Raw genomic sequence first — 14,911 nt, forward strand, 5'->3', positions numbered from 1 at the left:
GGGAGGATACGTCATGAGCATTCTGATCGACGAGAAGACCCCGATCATCATTCAGGGCATCACCGGCGACAAGGGCACCTTCCACGCCAAGGAGATGATGGAGTACGGCTCCAACGTCGTCGGCGGCGTCACCCCCGGCAAGGGCGGCAAGACCCATCTCGGCGTGCCGGTGTTCAACACCGTCAAGGAGGCCGTGGAGGCCACGGGTGCGACCACCTCCATCACCTTCGTGGCCCCGCCGTTCGCCGCCGACGCCATCATGGAAGGCGCCGATGCGGGCCTCGCCCTGATCTGCTCCATCACCGATGGCATCCCGGCCCAGGACATGATGCGGGTGAAGCGGTATCTGCGCCGCTACCCCAAGGACAAGCGCACCATGGTGGTGGGCCCGAACTGCGCCGGCATCATCTCGCCCGGCAAGTCGATGCTCGGCATCATGCCCGGCCACATCTACCTCAAGGGCAATGTCGGCGTGATCTCGCGCTCGGGCACTCTCGGATACGAGGCCGCCGCGCAGATGAAGGAAGAGGGTATCGGCATCACCACCTCGGTGGGCATCGGTGGCGACCCCATCAACGGTTCGTCCTTCCTCGATCACCTCGCCCTGTTCGAGCAGGACCCCGAGACGAAGGCCGTCCTCATGATCGGCGAAATCGGCGGTCCGCAGGAGGCCGAGGCCTCCGCCTGGATCAAGGAGAACATGACGAAGCCCGTCATCGGCTTCGTCGCCGGCCTCACGGCCCCGAAGGGTCGCCGCATGGGTCACGCCGGCGCCATCATCTCTGCCACGGGCGACAGCGCGGCGGAGAAGGCGGAGATCATGCGCTCGTACGGTCTCACCGTGGCACCGAGCCCCGGCGAGTTCGGCTCGACGGTGGCGCAGGTAATGCGCAAGTTGGCGGCGTGAACTGACGCAAGACCCTCCCCCCTCTGCGGGGGAGGGTGGTCGCGGAGCGACCGGGAGAGGGGGCGACCTCTCCGGAAGCGTCGCTCCCCTCACCCGACCCGCTACGCGGTCCACCCTCTCCCGCAGAGGGGAGGGGGCAATACACACAGATCTTGTGCCACAAAACCCGACGCTTGATCGTCCCGGCAGCCGGTCCCATGCTACCGGGGCGGCCGCCCTCCCATCGCCCGCCTCCGTCGCGGTCGATCGGCACAAATTCCTTTCGAGGTGGCCTTGTCCATGACGGATACCCTGCACGCCCCGGTCGCAGCCATCGACCACACCTTCGCGCCGCCCGTGATCACGGGCACCTCGTCGAAGGAAGCGCTCGACATCCTGTTCCGCGCCCTCGTCGAGGTGGCGCGCCGGCACGAGCCCGAGTTGGAAGAGGTGCTGCACGGCCGCGCCAACATCTCGGACTTCTCGCCTGAACTCCTCGCCCGCGCGCTCCAGGTGCAGGGCATCTGGTTCCAGCTTCTCTCCATCGCAGAGCAGAACGCCGCCATGCGCCGCCGCCGGCAGGTCGAGCGCACGAAGGGCCGCGAAGCGCTGAGCGGCAGCTTCAGCGCCGTCCTGGCCGAGGCCGCCCAGAGCGGCATCAAGGCGCCGGAGATCCACGCGCTGCTGAAGGACCTGCGCATCCGCCCGACCATCACGGCACATCCGACGGAGGGCAAGCGCGTCACCGTACTGGAGAAGTTCCGTCGCATCTACCTCGTGCTGCGCGAGTTGGAGCTGCCGCGCTGGACCGAGCGCGAGCGCAACGGCCTCATGAACGAGCTGCGCGATCAGATCGAACTCGTCTGGATGACGGGCGAGCTCCATTTGGAGAAGGCCACCGTCGAGCGCGAGGTTGCCTGGGGCCTGCACTTCTTCGACGAGACTCTGTTCGAGATGCTGCCCGAGGTGCTCTACTCCCTTGAGGAGAGCCTCGCGCAGTACTACCCCGACGAGAAGTTCGAGGTGCCGCCATTCTTCCAGTTCGGCTCGTGGATCGGCGGCGACCGCGACGGCAACCCCTACGTCACCGCGTCGGTCACCCGCGCCACCCTGCAGCGCAATGCGCTCGCCTCCCTGCGCCGGTACCGGGACGGCGTCACGGCCCTCGGCCGCACCCTCTCGCTCACCGAGCGCTCCCTGCCGGTGCCGGCGACGTTCAAGGCCGAACTCGCGCAGTTGCTCGCCGAGAGCGGCGACGGCCGTGCTATCGCCAGCCGCAACCCGGGTGAAGCCTACCGCCAATTCCTCACCTGCATCCTGCGCAAGCTGGAGGCCACGATCCGGCGCAACGAGGGCCAGCGCTCCACGGGGCCGGACTATCCGAGCGCCGACACCCTCATCAACGACCTGCGCACCCTCGAGCAGGGGCTGGCCGATGCGAAATGCCCGTCGCTCGCCACCGACCTCGTGCGCCCCGTCCGCCGCATGGTCGAGATCTTCCGGTTCTCCACCGTCCGCCTGGATCTCCGTGAGAACACCACGCGCACGACGAAGACGCTGCACGCCCTGTGGGCCGAAGCCAACGGCCAGAACAAGACACCGCCGGACCTCGATTCGCCCGAGTGGAAGAAGTGGCTGCTGGACGAGCTCGCGAAACCCCGCAAGGGCGAGCGTTCGTTCGAGAACCTGCCCGACGATGCCCGCGAGACCCTTGAGACCTTCGCCCTCGTCGGCGAGATGCGCGAGCAGCTCGACCGCGAGGCCTTCGGCTCGTTCGTCCTGTCGATGACGCGCTCGGTGCAGGATATTCTCGGCGCCTACCTGTTGGCCAAGGAGGCCGGCAACTTCCTCGACGCCACCGGCACCGAGATCTGCTGCCTGCCCATCGTGCCCCTGTTCGAGACCATCGACGACCTGCGCGCGGCGCCGGCCATCATGAAGGAGCTGTTCGCGATTCCCGTCGTGCGCCGCTCGACCCGCTGGCAGGGCGGGGTGCAGGAGGTGATGATCGGCTACTCGGATTCGAACAAGGACGGCGGCTTCGTCGCCTCGAACTGGGAGCTGTACAAGGCTCAAGGGAAACTCACCGATCTCGGAAAGGCGTCGGGCGTGCCCATCGCCTTCTTCCACGGCCGCGGCGGCTCTGTGAGCCGGGGCGGGGCGCCGACCGCGCGGGCCATCGCGGCCCAGCCGCCGGGCTCCATCAACGGGCGCTTCCGCACCACGGAGCAGGGCGAAGTCGTCTCGTTCAAGTACGCCAACCGGGGTACCGCCGCCTACCAGATGGAGCTGCTCGCCTCCTCGGTGTTCGCGCACGCCCTGAAATCCGAGCGGGACGCCGCCAAGATCCCCCGCAACGAGTTCGACGATTGCCTGGAGGCCTTGTCGGGCGCGTCCCGCGCGGCCTACGTCAACCTCATCCAGCACCCCGACCTCGTCACCTATTTCGGTGCGGCGAGCCCGCTCGACGAGATCGCGCTCCTCAACATCGGTTCGCGCCCGGCCCGGCGCTTCGGCGCACGCTCGCTGTCCGACCTGAGGGCGATTCCGTGGGTGTTCGCCTGGTCGCAGAACCGCCACGTGATCACCGGCTGGTACGGCGTCGGCTCGGGGCTGAAGAGTTTTCTCGACGTGCGCGGCGCGCAGGGCGAGGCGCAATTGAAGCGGCTGTTCGCCGAGTCGAAGGCGTTCCGTCTCATCCTCGACGAGGTCGAGAAGACCCTGCTGATGGTGGATCTTGAGATCGCCCGCGACTACGCGAGCCTCGTCCCCGACGTGAAGGCCCGCGAAAGCATCTTCCCACTCATCGAGGCCGAGTACGCGCTCACCCGGGAGATGTGCCTACGGGTCAGCGGCGATTCCGAACTCGCCGCGCGTTTCCCCCTGTTCCGAGACCGCCTCAACGGCCGCCTGCCGACCATCAACCAAGTCAGCCGCGAGCAGGTGGAACTGCTGCGCCGCTTCCGGGCGGAGGAGGACGAGGACAAGCGCGAGGCGGTCAAATCCGCCCTGCTGCTGTCCATCAACTGCATCGCCGTCGGCTTCGGCGCGACCGGCTAAAGGATACCGTGGGCCGGGCACGGCCTTCGGACCGCGCGAAGGCGCAATCCCGCCCCGTATGGTGCCACGCGTCCAAGCGTTGCATCATCGGCCAGAACACCACCCGCAGAGCAAGGAAACACCCATGAGCTTCACCCTCATCCAGCAGGCGACGCCGCGCCTCCACCGCTCGGAACTTGCCGTTCCCGGCTCCAACCCGACCTTCATGGAAAAATCAGCGTCTTCGAAGGCCGACGTGATCTTCCTCGACCTCGAGGACGCGGTGGCGCCCGACGACAAGGAGCAGGCCCGCAAGAACATCATCCAGGCGCTCAACGAGATCGACTGGGGCACCAAGACCATGATGATCCGCATCAACGGTCTCGACACCCACTACATGTATCGCGACGTGGTCGACATCGTGGAGGCCTGTCCGCGCCTCGACATGATCCTCATCCCCAAGGTCGGCGTCGCGGCGGACGTCTACGCCATCGACGTGCTGACCACGCAGATCGAGCAGGCCAAGAAGCGCGAGAAGAAGATCGGCTTCGAGGTGCTCATCGAGACGGCGCTCGGCATGGCGAACGTCGAGGCCATCGCCCAGTCCTCGCCGCGCCTGGAGGCCATGTCGTTCGGTGTCGCCGACTACGCCGCCTCGACCCGCGCCCGCGCCCAGGTCATCGGCGGCGTGAACCCCGACTTCTCCGTGCTCACCGACAAGGACGAGGCCGGCAACCGCCAGACCCATTGGCAGGACCCGTGGCTGTTCGCCCAGAACCGCATGCTCGTCGCCTGCCGCGCCTACGGCCTGCGCCCCATCGACGGTCCGTTCGGCGACTTCTCCGATCCCGACGGTTACGTCTCGGCAGCCAAGCGCTGCGCGGCCCTCGGCTTCGAGGGCAAGTGGGCGATCCACCCGTCGCAGATCGACCTCGCCAACGACGTGTTCACCCCGTCCGAGGCCGAGGTCACCAAGGCCCGCCGCATCCTCGTCGCCATGGAAGAGGCCGCCAAGGCCGGCCGCGGCGCCGTCTCCCTCGACGGCCGCCTCATCGACATCGCCTCGATCCGCATGGCCGAGGCCCTGATCGAGAAGGCCAACGCGATGGCGTCGAACTGATCCCAATCGGGTCGCATCCATCGAGACGCAGGACGGCCGCCCCAGGAGGGCGGCCGTTTTGCCATCCGGCACGGAATGTCGCAGCATTCGCCGGCGGCGCCAGTGGACGCATCGCCAACGCGGATCCGCGTCACGAACGACGAAAACGGAGAGAAACACCATGCACGTGACCATCGAAGACGCCCACAAGGCCATCGAGGCGGCCCGCGCCAAGGCCGTCGAGCTCGGCACACAGATGTGCATCGCCGTCGTGGATTCCGGCGGCAACCTGAAGGCGTTCTACCGGATGGACGGGGCCTGGGTCGGCTCCATCGACATCGCGCACAAGAAGGCCAAGACCTCGGTGTTCTTCGGCATGACGACCGGGCAGATCGGTGCCCTGTCGCAGCCGGGCGGTCCGCTCTACGGCATCGAGCATTCCAATGACGGGCTGATCACCTTCCCGGGCGGCATCCCCATCGTGGACAAGGACGGCGAGATGTCCGGCGCCATCGGCGTCAGCGGCTCGACGGTGGAGGACGACCACGCCGTGGCGCTCGCCGGCGCCAGCACCATCGGCGCCACGGAGTTGCCGGCGCATCCCTGGCGGACCTGAACTCCCTCGGAGCTCCGACTCAAACGAAAAGGCCCTGCTCGCGAGAGCAGGGCCTTTTCGTGTTGCTTTGTCGAAGCGGCGGTCCTTGGGGACCGCCGCGCGGCGAACCTCAGAGGCCGCCGAACTTGTAATTGAAGCCGGCCTTGACGATGCTGCCCTCGGTGGTGAACCGCGAGGTGTACGAGCCGGTCGCGGCGGTGAGGCCGGTGGTGTTCACGGTGATGTTGCGGCTGCCGAGGTCGTAGCGCAGGTACTCGGCCTTCAGGGTCACGGCACTGGCGCCGAGGAGACCGCCGAGGAAGTTGAAGCGGTTGAGGAAGCTGTCCGTGGGGATCGCGTACTCGACGCCGCCGCCGTAGACGTAGCCCGTCTCCATGCCGTTGAACTTGCCGGCATAGGCGAGCGTGCCGGCCGGATTCAGGAAGCCGGCGCTGTAGTTGACGTTGCCGTAGGCGAAACCGCCGGTCCCGTAGACGAGGAACCGGTCGAAGGCGTAGCCGAGGCGGCCCGTGACGGTGCCGAGGTAGTCGAGGCGCTGGCGCAGGTTGCTCGGATCGGCAGCCACGTTCACGCCGGGGATGACCGGGCCGAAGTAGCTGTAGCTCTTGCTGATGTCGGTCCAGGTCACCTCGGCGGCGGCGCCGACGACGAAGCCCGAGCCCGGGGTGAACTGGTAGTTGTAGCCGATGCCGCCACCGACGTTGCCGATGCCGTCCTGCTCGGAGCGGAAGTTGCCCGGACGACGGCCCTGGGCGACGTTCAGCTGCGTGTTGGTGATGCCACCGAGGCCGTTGTTGTTGCCGGTGGTGCGGATGGTCTGGCGGTCGCTGAAGGCGTAGGAGCTGTGCGTGCCGAGGTAGAAGCCGGTCCAGGTGAACACCGGCACGGCGGTGAAGACCGGCGGCGGCGCGGCGCGGCGCGGCAGATCGGCGGCGGAAGCGCTCGACACGGCGAGGATCGCTGCGGTGCCGGCCAGGAGGAGCTTGGCGAACATGGGAGTGGGTTCTCGGCAAAGGGCTGAAGTCTGTGCCGAGCTTAACGTCGCGCCGCGTCGGCCCGCTATGCCCGCAGTGCAACACCTCCGACTGGAATGCAGGCGGCCCGCCCGTAACCCCCACGTCCCGATCACGAAAGCGGCACCGTGTGGCCCTGCCGACAACCGGTGACAACGGCCGGTTAAGCACGCGGTTCTATCAGGGGCGGTGACCCCAGAGCCGTGACAGGAGCGACGATGACACGGGACAAACTCGCCGCCGAACTGAAGCGTATCGCGACCGAACAGGTCAGCGACATCGAGCGTGCGGTCAAGGACGGCCATAAGACCATCGCGCTGAACGAGATCGCCGACCTCAACCGCCACCTCAAGGCCCTGGCGGCGGCCGTGAAGGCGAAGCCGGTGATGCGGGCCTAGCGGAGAGCGTCCCCGCGCAGACGCGCGACCAGGGCTTCGATATCGGTCCTGGCCGCGTCCAAAGCCTCGGCGTCCTTGCCCCGCACCACGATCCGGTTAGCGAATCCCGTCTGGGTCATCGACGGGTAGGAGCCGATGGACACGCCCGCATGGGCCTTGGCCACGTCCGAAAGATCGCCCGCATAGGTGCCCTCGGGCAAGTTGCCGGCCTCGATGGTGTGGGAGAGAACGCGGGCGCCCGTCTCGAGGGTCGGGCCGATGGAATCGAGCATCGCCTGCATGATCGTCGGCACGCCGGCCATGACGAAGACGTTGCCGAGGCGGAAGCCCGGCGCCTTCGAGACCGGATTGGCGATGAGGCTGGCGCCGGCAGGGATGCGGGCCATGCGCAGGCGGGCCTCGTTGAGGTCCTCGAGCTTGTGCCGCTCCAGCAGCATCGCTCTGGCGCGCGGATCGACGTCGATGGAAACACCGAAAGCGGCGGCCACGCTGTCGGCAGTGATGTCGTCGTGAGTCGGACCGATGCCACCGGTGGTGAAGAGGTAGGTGTGGCCGGTGCGCAGGGCGTTGACGGCATCCACGATCCGATCCTGCTCGTCGGGCACGATGCGGACCTCGCGCAGATCGATGCCCACCGCGGTGCAGTAATCGGCGATGGTGCCGATGTTCCTGTCCTTGGTCCGGCCGGACAGGATTTCGTCACCGATGACGAGGATGGCGGCGGTGATGGGAGCGGTCATGACGGTCCGAATGCGCGGATGAGCGGTATCGGATCGACCTAATCAGGTCCGCGTCGGCAAGCCAACGCTTCACCCTGCTTTTGCGCCCTGGTCTGTCGCGGGGTTTCGACGCAAAGCCGGTGACCGCTTTTGCGAAACCTGCTGGGGGCAGGGGAGGGCGCTGCGCCACTCATGACAAAGGGGACGCCGGTCATGGCGCCCCCTCGGTTCGGTGCGAAACGCCCTACTTGTGAAAATAGCTCGTCAGGGTCGAGATGCGCGAACCGACGATGTGGACCGCCTTGCGCAGGCGGTCCTCGGACACGCCGAGGCGGGCGGCCATGCTGGAGCGGGCCTGGGTGTCGTAGATGTCGAGGTGGGTCTTCGGGGCGGACTTGGCGGAGATCTGGTCGACGATCATGGTCAAACCCTTGGGAAGGAAAAGCCGGCTCCGTGTCTCTCGGAGATTGCAATCTGAACGTGGGCCGAAGAGTTTTGTTTCCGAGACGTGACAGCGCGGCGCGCGTTTTTCCACAGGGGGTGTGCGGGCTTCAGACGAGGACGCCGGATTGCGCCGGCCCGGCGGCCAGCGACACGTCCGCCGTCGTCTGAATGGCCTCCGGTTCCGGCGCCGGAAGGGCGGCGGCGCGGGCCTCCAGTGTCGAGACCGTGCGCAGGGCGAGGACGATGCCGGCGACTCCAAACAGCACCGAGCCGAGGCCGACACCGGCGATGACCCCCTTGGGGCCGTAGAAATGCGCGCCGAGCAGAGCCGGTGGCACGGTGCCGAGGGTGGCCCGGCCCCAGTTCAGCACCGTCGAGTAGAACGGAAAACCGAGGTTGTTGAACGAAGCGTTCGACAGGAACAGCAGGCCCGTGAAGAACCACACTCCGCCGCTGACGAGGCAGAAGAACCCGAACAGGTCGGCGGCGACCCCCTGCAACTCGAACAGCCGCGTCAGCGGTTCGCGGGTGAGGATGAGGGCCGCCCAGACCACGACGACGTAGGCGCCCGTCACCAGGGCGCCGTCGCGCAGGACGCCACGCATGCGGTCGAAGCGGCCGGCGCCCCAGTTCTGCCCGAGGATCGGCCCGATGGAGCCCGAGAGGGCGAACAGGCCGCCGAAGGCCACCGGGGTGAGGCGGTCGATGACCACGTTGCCCGCGATGGCGACGGCGCCGAACTTCGCCAGGGCGTGGGCGATGAAGGCACTGGCGACCGACGGCGCGAGGTTGGTCAGCACCGCCGGCAGGGCGATGCGGAACACGATGGGCGCATCCGCGACGATGTCGGCCACGCGCGGCCGGGCGAGCATGCGGAACCGGCGCACGCCCCACAGGCCGACGAGGGCGAAGGTGGCGCGCGCGACGCAGGTGGTGATGGCCGCTCCGTCGACCCCGAGGCCGGCACCGAAGATGAGGAGCGGATCGAGGCCGGCGGTGACGAGGGCCCCGGCGAGCGTCACCAGCATGGCCTGCCGCGCGGCGCCGACGGCGCGCAGCAACCCGGAGAACATCATGCCGGGTCCCATGAGGAGGTTCGACGGCAGGGTGATCCAGAGGAAGCGCGTCGCCACCGGCAGGGTCTCGGCATCGGCGCCGATGGCTGAGAGGAAGACGGGCAGGAACGGCAGCATCGCCACCACGAGGATGCCCGAGACGAGGATGCCGTGGATGGTGCCCGAGGTGGCCAAGCGCCGTGCGCCGGCCTCGTCGCCCGCGCCGATGGCGCGCGAGACCAGGGCTCCGGCCGCGATCATCAGGCCGATGTTGATGGCGATGGCGAAGAACTGAATGATGGTGGCGAAGCCCACCGCCGCCGTCAGATTCGGGTCGCCGAGCTTCGAGACGTAGAGGAGCGACAGGAGATCGACGACGAACAGGGCCATCAGCCCGACGGAGCCGGTGGCGCTCATCACCACGACGTGGCGCAGGATCGACCCGCTGACGAAGCGGGCCGCGGCCGGATTCTGATCAGGCATCGGAGGGAAGATCCCGGGCTTCGAGGGTGTGGGCCGCGGCCTCGCGAGCCTTGGTGCCGATAATGTCGCGGGTCTCGGCGTTGAGGGCACGGGACGGGCGCTGCGGCTCGGTCAACGGTTCGGGCTTGATCTGCGCTGCGCCGCGCATCCAGGTGGCGGCATCGGGGAGCGCCCCGGCCTGCTGCAGGACGAGGCGGGCGACGTCGCGCTTGCGCACGTCCTCGGCGACGGCGGCCGCCGCCTGTGGCGCGACGCCGAGGCCCTCCAGGGTGGCGCGGCCGAAGCCGAGGGCGGAGTCCACCGTCTCGCGCAGCTGGAAATCCACGTCGCGGTTCATGAGTTCGACGGCGTGCATGCGGTCGTAGGCCCGGACATAGGTCCGCACGCTGGCGAATTCCTCGTGGACGATATCGACGATCTTGAGGGCGGATTCGGGCTCGTCGACGCAGACGCAGAGGAGTTCGGCCCGGCCGATCCCCGCGGCGCGCAGGACGTCGAGGCGGGTGCCGTCGCCGTAGAAGATGCGGAAGCCGAAGCGCGAGGCGGAGCGGATCTGCTCCACGTCCTTGTCGATGACCGTGACGCTGATGCCCTCGGCGAGCAGGACCTGGGTCAGGATCTGGCCAAAGCGGCCGAAGCCGACGACGAGGACCCGGGCTTCCGTGTTCTCCACCGTGTCGGGGGCGAGGTCGGGTTCACCGCGCCGCCGGGCGAGGGCGCTGTCGAGGGCCTTCGCCGCCACCGGACCGACCAGCATGGTCAGGGCCGCGAGGGCGATGGCGAAGCGCCCGCTCGGCCCGTCGATGAGGCCGAGTTCGCCCCCCACGGGCAGGAGCACGAAGGCGAATTCGCCGGCCGGCGCCAGGATGGCGCCGCCGCGCACGGCATCGAGCCACGTCGAGCCGAACAGGCGGAACAGGGCGGCGACGAGGCCGACCTTGATGAGGATGGCGCCCGCGGTGGCGCCGAGCAGCCACGGCCACTCGGCCTTCAGCAGGCCGCCGTCGATGGACATGCCGACGCTCATGAAGAACAGGCCGAGCAGCATGCCGCGGAACGGCTCGATGTCGGCCTCGAGCTGGTGGCGGAAGTTCGATTCGGCGAGCAGCACCCCGGCGAGGAACGCCCCCATGGCCATGGACAGGCCGACATGCTCCATCAGCATGGCGGTGCCGAGCACCACCAGGAGGGCTGCGGCCGTCATCACCTCGCGGGCGCCGCTCGCCGCGAGCAGGCCGAAGAACGGGTTGAGGCCGTAGCGCCCCACCAGCACCACGGCGAGGATGGCCGCGCCCACGGTGCCCGTCGATTGCAGGGCTGAGACGAGCCAGCCGTCGCCCCCGACGCCGCCCGTGGAGGCGAAGAGCGGCATCAGGGCGAGGATCGCCACCACGGAGATGTCCTGGAACAGCAGCACCGCGAAGGCGCGCCCGCCATAGGGCGTGCCGAGGTCGCCGCGCTCTTCCAGAAGCTGGAGGGCGACGGCGGTCGCCGACAAGGCCAGCGCGATGCCGATGACGAAGGCGGCCGAGGGCTTCAGGCCGAACAGGAAGCCGATGCCGGCGAGCACCGCGGTGCAGACGAGGAGTTGCGCGGTGCCGAGGCCGAAGATGTCGCGCCGCATGGAAACGAGGCGGGAGATCTGGAGTTCGAGGCCGACGATGAAGAGCAGCAGCACCACGCCGAGTTCGGCCACACTCGCCGCCGTCTCGGGCTCGGCGATGAGGGAGAAGCCGAACGGGCCGATGACGACACCGGCGACGAGATAGCCGAGCACGGCGCTCTGGCCGATGAGGCGGAAGATCGGGACGCCGATCACCGCCGCCGACAGGAACGTCAGCACGGGCGGGAGGAAGCTGACGTGGGTCGCGGCGCTCGCCATGAGAATCCTGGCTGAAGTGGAATCCTGGCTGGAGATGGCCGGTCCCGATCGAAACGATCACAGCGATCGCGACGATCACGGACGTCGAGGCCGGCATCTCTTAGACCACCTCCGCCGGGACCGCCATTCGGACTCCGGACCCGAATGCAGGCCCGGGACCACCCCCGTGCGAATCAGCACCCACTCCACGCGGACTCACCTGCGCCGCGCGATCCTCATTGCTGGCCTTGGGGATCCTGCTCAGGTGCGCTCTTTCCTGCGCTGCGCGGCTTTGCGCTCATCGCGGCGCGCCAGAAGCAGGTTCGTGGCGTCGCCATCGAGCCGCAGGGCGATCGCATCGGCCAGATCCTGGCGGACGAGGCCGATATCCTTCAGCTCGCGTTCGGACATGGCCCCGAGCTGGCGCAACACGCGGGCGTTGATGGCCGCGCGGGACAGACCGCTGGCCACACTGGCGAGAAGAGTCACCACATAGCCGCGTGCCCTGCGCAGGCGAGTGAAGGGGAGGGGAAGTTCTGCGCGTTCCGTGTCGCGGATCGTCGTGCCGGTCATGACCGTGCTCCTGTTCGATGACGCGACCATCATCCCGACGAGCTGGCCTCGACAGTGACAATGCCGTACGCTTTGACTGAATTGTCCGGAGCAAAGGACCGTACAGATGAAAGGTGGACGCCGATGAAGGCCCGCGCGCCCGTGGTTCCGACCCTGGTCGAGACGGTGAGCGAGGCCATCGCCGAACGGATCGCGAGCCGGTCCCTCGCACCCGGAGCCCGGCTGCCTTCGGTGCGAAGCTTCGCCGCGTCCATGGGCGTCTCGAAATCGACGGTGGTGGAAGCCTACGACCGGCTCGGCGCGGAGGGCGCCATCGTCGCGCGGCGGGGCTCGGGCTTCTACGTCGCCGGCAAGACCCGGCCGCTCTGCCTCAAGACGATCGGTCCGGAACTCGACCGGGCCGTCGATCCCCTCTGGATCACCCGCCAGTCGATGCAGTCCGGGCCGGACCTCCTGAAGCCCGGCTCCGGCTGGCTGCCGACGGACTGGATGCCGGGGGACGCCATACGCCGAGGCCTGCGCCACCTGTCGCGGGAGGGCGCTCGCGACCTCGTCTGCTACGACCAGCCCTTGGGGCTGCCCGCCCTGCGGGCGCAGATTGCGCGCCGGATGGAGGAGAAAGGCGTCGCTGCCGATGCCGATCAGATCCTCCTCGTCGATTCGGCGACGCAGGCCGTCGATCTCCTCTGCCGCTTTCTCCTGGCACCGGGCGACACGGTGGTGGTGGATGACCCGTGCTACTTCAACTATCATGCGCTCCTGCGCGCGCATCGGGTGACGGTGGTCGGCGTGCCGTTCACGCCTTCGGGTCCGGATCTCGCGGCCCTGGAGACCCTCCTCTCCGCGCATCACCCGCGATTCTATCTCACCAATTCGGCCCTTCATAACCCGACGGGCGCGACGCTGGCCCCGGCGACGGTCCACCGGGTGCTCAAGCTGGCGGAGGCGCACGATACCCTCATCATCGAGGACGACATCTTCGGAGACCTCGAACCGGAGCCGGCCCCGCGTCTCGCCGGATTCGATGGGCTCCATCGGGTGATCCAGGTCGGCAGCTTCTCGAAGACTTTGTCGGCGGCCGTGCGCTGCGGCTTCCTCGCCGTGCGGGCCGACTGGATCGAGCCGCTCATCGACCTCAAGCTCGCCATGAGCCTGGGCAACGGGCACCTCGCCGCCGTACTCATGCACCGCCTCATCACCGACGGGACCTACCGGAAGCATCTGGCCGATATCCGGGAGAAGCTCGCCCGCGACCGGGGACGGGCAGCCCGACGCCTGGAGGCCTCTGGTCTCGAACTGTGGACGGAGCCGCGCGGCGGCCTGTTCCTGTGGGCGAGCCTGCCCGAGGGGATCGATTCGGGTGACGTCGCCCGGCGAGCCCTGGCCCGGGGCGTGGTGCTGGCACCGGGCGCCGCGTTCAGCACCTCGGGCGCCGGTGCACGGTTCCTGCGCTTCAACGTGGCGCACAGCGCCGATCCGCGCATCTTTTCGGTGTTGAAGGATGCGATGTCGGGTGGGCCGGCATGATACGCCGACATGACACGCCGATAGAGTTTGATACGCCTGCCCGTGTCTCTCCGATGGTTTTCGGCTATGACCAGTTGACAGGGGCGGCCCAGCCTCGCCACATCCCGGCTATCATGAGCGATGCACTCCCGACGACCCAGACTGCCCCCGTGGACGCGGTGAAGCCGCCCCTGGAGATCCTGCTCTGCGCCCCGCGCGGCTTCTGCGCCGGCGTGGTGCGTGCCATCGACGTGGTCGAGCGGGCGCTGGCCATCTACGGGCCTCCGGTCTACGTGCGCCACGAGATCGTCCACAACAAGTACGTGGTCGAGAGCCTGAAGCGGAAGGGCGCCGTGTTCGTGCGCGAACTCGACGAGGTGCCGGACGGCTCGGCTCCGGTGATCTTCTCCGCCCACGGCGTCGCCAAGACCGTGCCGAACAACGCCGATTCGCGTGGTCTCACCACCATCGACGCCACCTGCCCCCTGGTGACGAAAGTTCACCGCGAGGCCGAGATCCATCACAAGCGCGGTCGCCATGTCCTGCTGGTGGGCCATTCCGGGCACCCGGAAGTGGTCGGCACCATGGGTCAGTTGCCTGCGGGCTCCATCACCCTGGTGGAAGATCTCGAGCAGATCGCCGCCCTTGAGCCCGAGAGCCGAGACAATCTTGCCTGGGTAACGCAGACCACCCTGTCGGTGGACGACACCCGGCACATCGTCGCGGCCCTCAAGGAGAAATTCCCGACCATCACCGGCCCGCACAAGGACGACATCTGCTACGCCACCACCAATCGCCAGGAAGCGGTGAAACAGGTGGCGCCGCTGGTCGATGCCGTGATTGTCGTCGGCTCCTCGAACTCCTCGAACTCGCAGCGCCTGCGCGAAGTCGCAGAGCGCGTCGGTTGCCCGATCACCCGCCTCGTGCTCCGCGCGGAAGAGATCGACTGGGACGCGTTCAAGGACGTGCGCCGCCTCGGTCTCACCGCCGGTGCCTCGGCCCCGGAAGTGCTGGTGGAAGAGATCATCGACGCGTTCGCCGCCCGCTATACGGTCACGGTGGACACGGTCTCGACGGTGGTCGAGGACATGTCCTTCCCTCTGCCGCGCGAATTGCGCAGCGAAGCCGCCGAATAGGCGCGGCCTCAAGCCCGGTTCGATCAGCAGGGGCGCCCAACGGCGCCCTTGCGCATTTTGACCCCCAACCGTTCGAGCGAAAC

The 14,911-nt window shown here is 68.1% G+C and carries 13 protein-coding genes; 7 read left to right on the top strand and 6 right to left on the bottom strand.

The genetic code is table 11. From position 1 onward, the window contains the following. Positions 1 to 13 precede the first annotated feature (13 nt). The 4 genes from sucD (at position 14) to MKK49_RS17750 (ending at position 5,640) form a co-directional block, all read left to right on the top strand. Entirely contained in the window at positions 14 to 907 is an 894-nt protein-coding gene (gene sucD, locus MKK49_RS17735) for a succinate--CoA ligase subunit alpha (protein ID WP_244030891.1), read from the top strand. A 279-nt stretch (positions 908 to 1,186) separates the two neighbouring features. Next, a complete protein-coding gene (locus MKK49_RS17740) occupies positions 1,187 to 3,946 on the top strand; it encodes a phosphoenolpyruvate carboxylase (RefSeq protein WP_244030893.1) in 2,760 nt (919 codons plus the stop codon). A gap of 124 nt (positions 3,947 to 4,070) precedes the next feature. Next, complete coding sequence (locus MKK49_RS17745) at positions 4,071 to 5,045, top strand: HpcH/HpaI aldolase/citrate lyase family protein (RefSeq protein WP_056086317.1); 975 nt, start codon at positions 4,071 to 4,073, stop codon at positions 5,043 to 5,045. Positions 5,046 to 5,205: 160 nt separating this feature from the next. Further along, a complete protein-coding gene (locus MKK49_RS17750; protein ID WP_244030895.1) occupies positions 5,206 to 5,640 on the top strand; it encodes a GlcG/HbpS family heme-binding protein in 435 nt (144 codons plus the stop codon). A gap of 109 nt (positions 5,641 to 5,749) precedes the next feature. On the opposite strand, the gene MKK49_RS17755 is transcribed toward MKK49_RS17750, so the two are convergent. Further along, complete coding sequence (locus tag MKK49_RS17755) at positions 5,750 to 6,634, bottom strand: outer membrane protein (RefSeq protein WP_244030897.1); 885 nt, start codon at positions 6,632 to 6,634, stop codon at positions 5,750 to 5,752. A gap of 237 nt (positions 6,635 to 6,871) precedes the next feature. Between MKK49_RS17755 and MKK49_RS17760 the strand changes: the two genes are divergently transcribed. Next, a complete protein-coding gene (locus MKK49_RS17760) occupies positions 6,872 to 7,051 on the top strand; it encodes a hypothetical protein (RefSeq protein ID WP_244030899.1) in 180 nt (59 codons plus the stop codon). On the opposite strand, the gene MKK49_RS17765 is transcribed toward MKK49_RS17760, so the two are convergent. From MKK49_RS17765 to MKK49_RS17785, 5 genes are all read right to left on the bottom strand, one after another. Continuing rightward, positions 7,048 to 7,791 carry a competence/damage-inducible protein A gene (locus MKK49_RS17765; RefSeq protein WP_244030902.1) on the bottom strand — a complete coding sequence of 248 codons (744 nt, stop codon included), beginning with the start codon at positions 7,789 to 7,791 and terminating at the stop codon, positions 7,048 to 7,050. The two genes, MKK49_RS17760 and MKK49_RS17765, sit on opposite strands and share 4 nt — an antisense overlap. Before the next feature lie 223 nt (positions 7,792 to 8,014). Beyond that, complete coding sequence (locus MKK49_RS17770) at positions 8,015 to 8,191, bottom strand: DUF3606 domain-containing protein (RefSeq protein ID WP_244030903.1); 177 nt, start codon at positions 8,189 to 8,191, stop codon at positions 8,015 to 8,017. Positions 8,192 to 8,321: 130 nt separating this feature from the next. Next, the gene (locus MKK49_RS17775; protein WP_244030905.1) at positions 8,322 to 9,752 is read right to left on the bottom strand and encodes an MATE family efflux transporter; all 1,431 of its coding nucleotides are present in this window, start codon (positions 9,750 to 9,752) and stop codon (positions 8,322 to 8,324) included. After that, the gene (locus MKK49_RS17780) at positions 9,745 to 11,634 is read right to left on the bottom strand and encodes a monovalent cation:proton antiporter-2 (CPA2) family protein (protein WP_244030907.1); all 1,890 of its coding nucleotides are present in this window, start codon (positions 11,632 to 11,634) and stop codon (positions 9,745 to 9,747) included. The genes MKK49_RS17775 and MKK49_RS17780 overlap by 8 nt, the downstream gene beginning before the upstream one ends. Positions 11,635 to 11,874: 240 nt before the next feature. Then, on the bottom strand, positions 11,875 to 12,186 hold the full coding sequence (locus MKK49_RS17785) for a DUF1127 domain-containing protein (protein WP_244030909.1): 312 nt from the start codon (positions 12,184 to 12,186) through the stop codon (positions 11,875 to 11,877). A 123-nt stretch (positions 12,187 to 12,309) separates the two neighbouring features. On the opposite strand from MKK49_RS17785, the gene MKK49_RS17790 reads away from it, so the two are divergent. Together MKK49_RS17790 and ispH are read left to right on the top strand one after the other, a co-directional pair. Then, positions 12,310 to 13,713 carry a PLP-dependent aminotransferase family protein gene (locus MKK49_RS17790; RefSeq protein ID WP_244030911.1) on the top strand — a complete coding sequence of 468 codons (1,404 nt, stop codon included), beginning with the start codon at positions 12,310 to 12,312 and terminating at the stop codon, positions 13,711 to 13,713. A gap of 113 nt (positions 13,714 to 13,826) precedes the next feature. Then, positions 13,827 to 14,828, top strand: a complete 1,002-nt coding sequence (gene ispH, locus MKK49_RS17795) for a 4-hydroxy-3-methylbut-2-enyl diphosphate reductase (protein ID WP_244030915.1) — start codon at positions 13,827 to 13,829, stop codon at positions 14,826 to 14,828. The last annotated feature ends 83 nt before the right edge of the window (positions 14,829 to 14,911 follow it).

This window comes from Methylobacterium sp. J-090 (assembly GCF_022829345.1).
GTDB lineage: Bacteria > Pseudomonadota > Alphaproteobacteria > Rhizobiales > Beijerinckiaceae > Methylobacterium.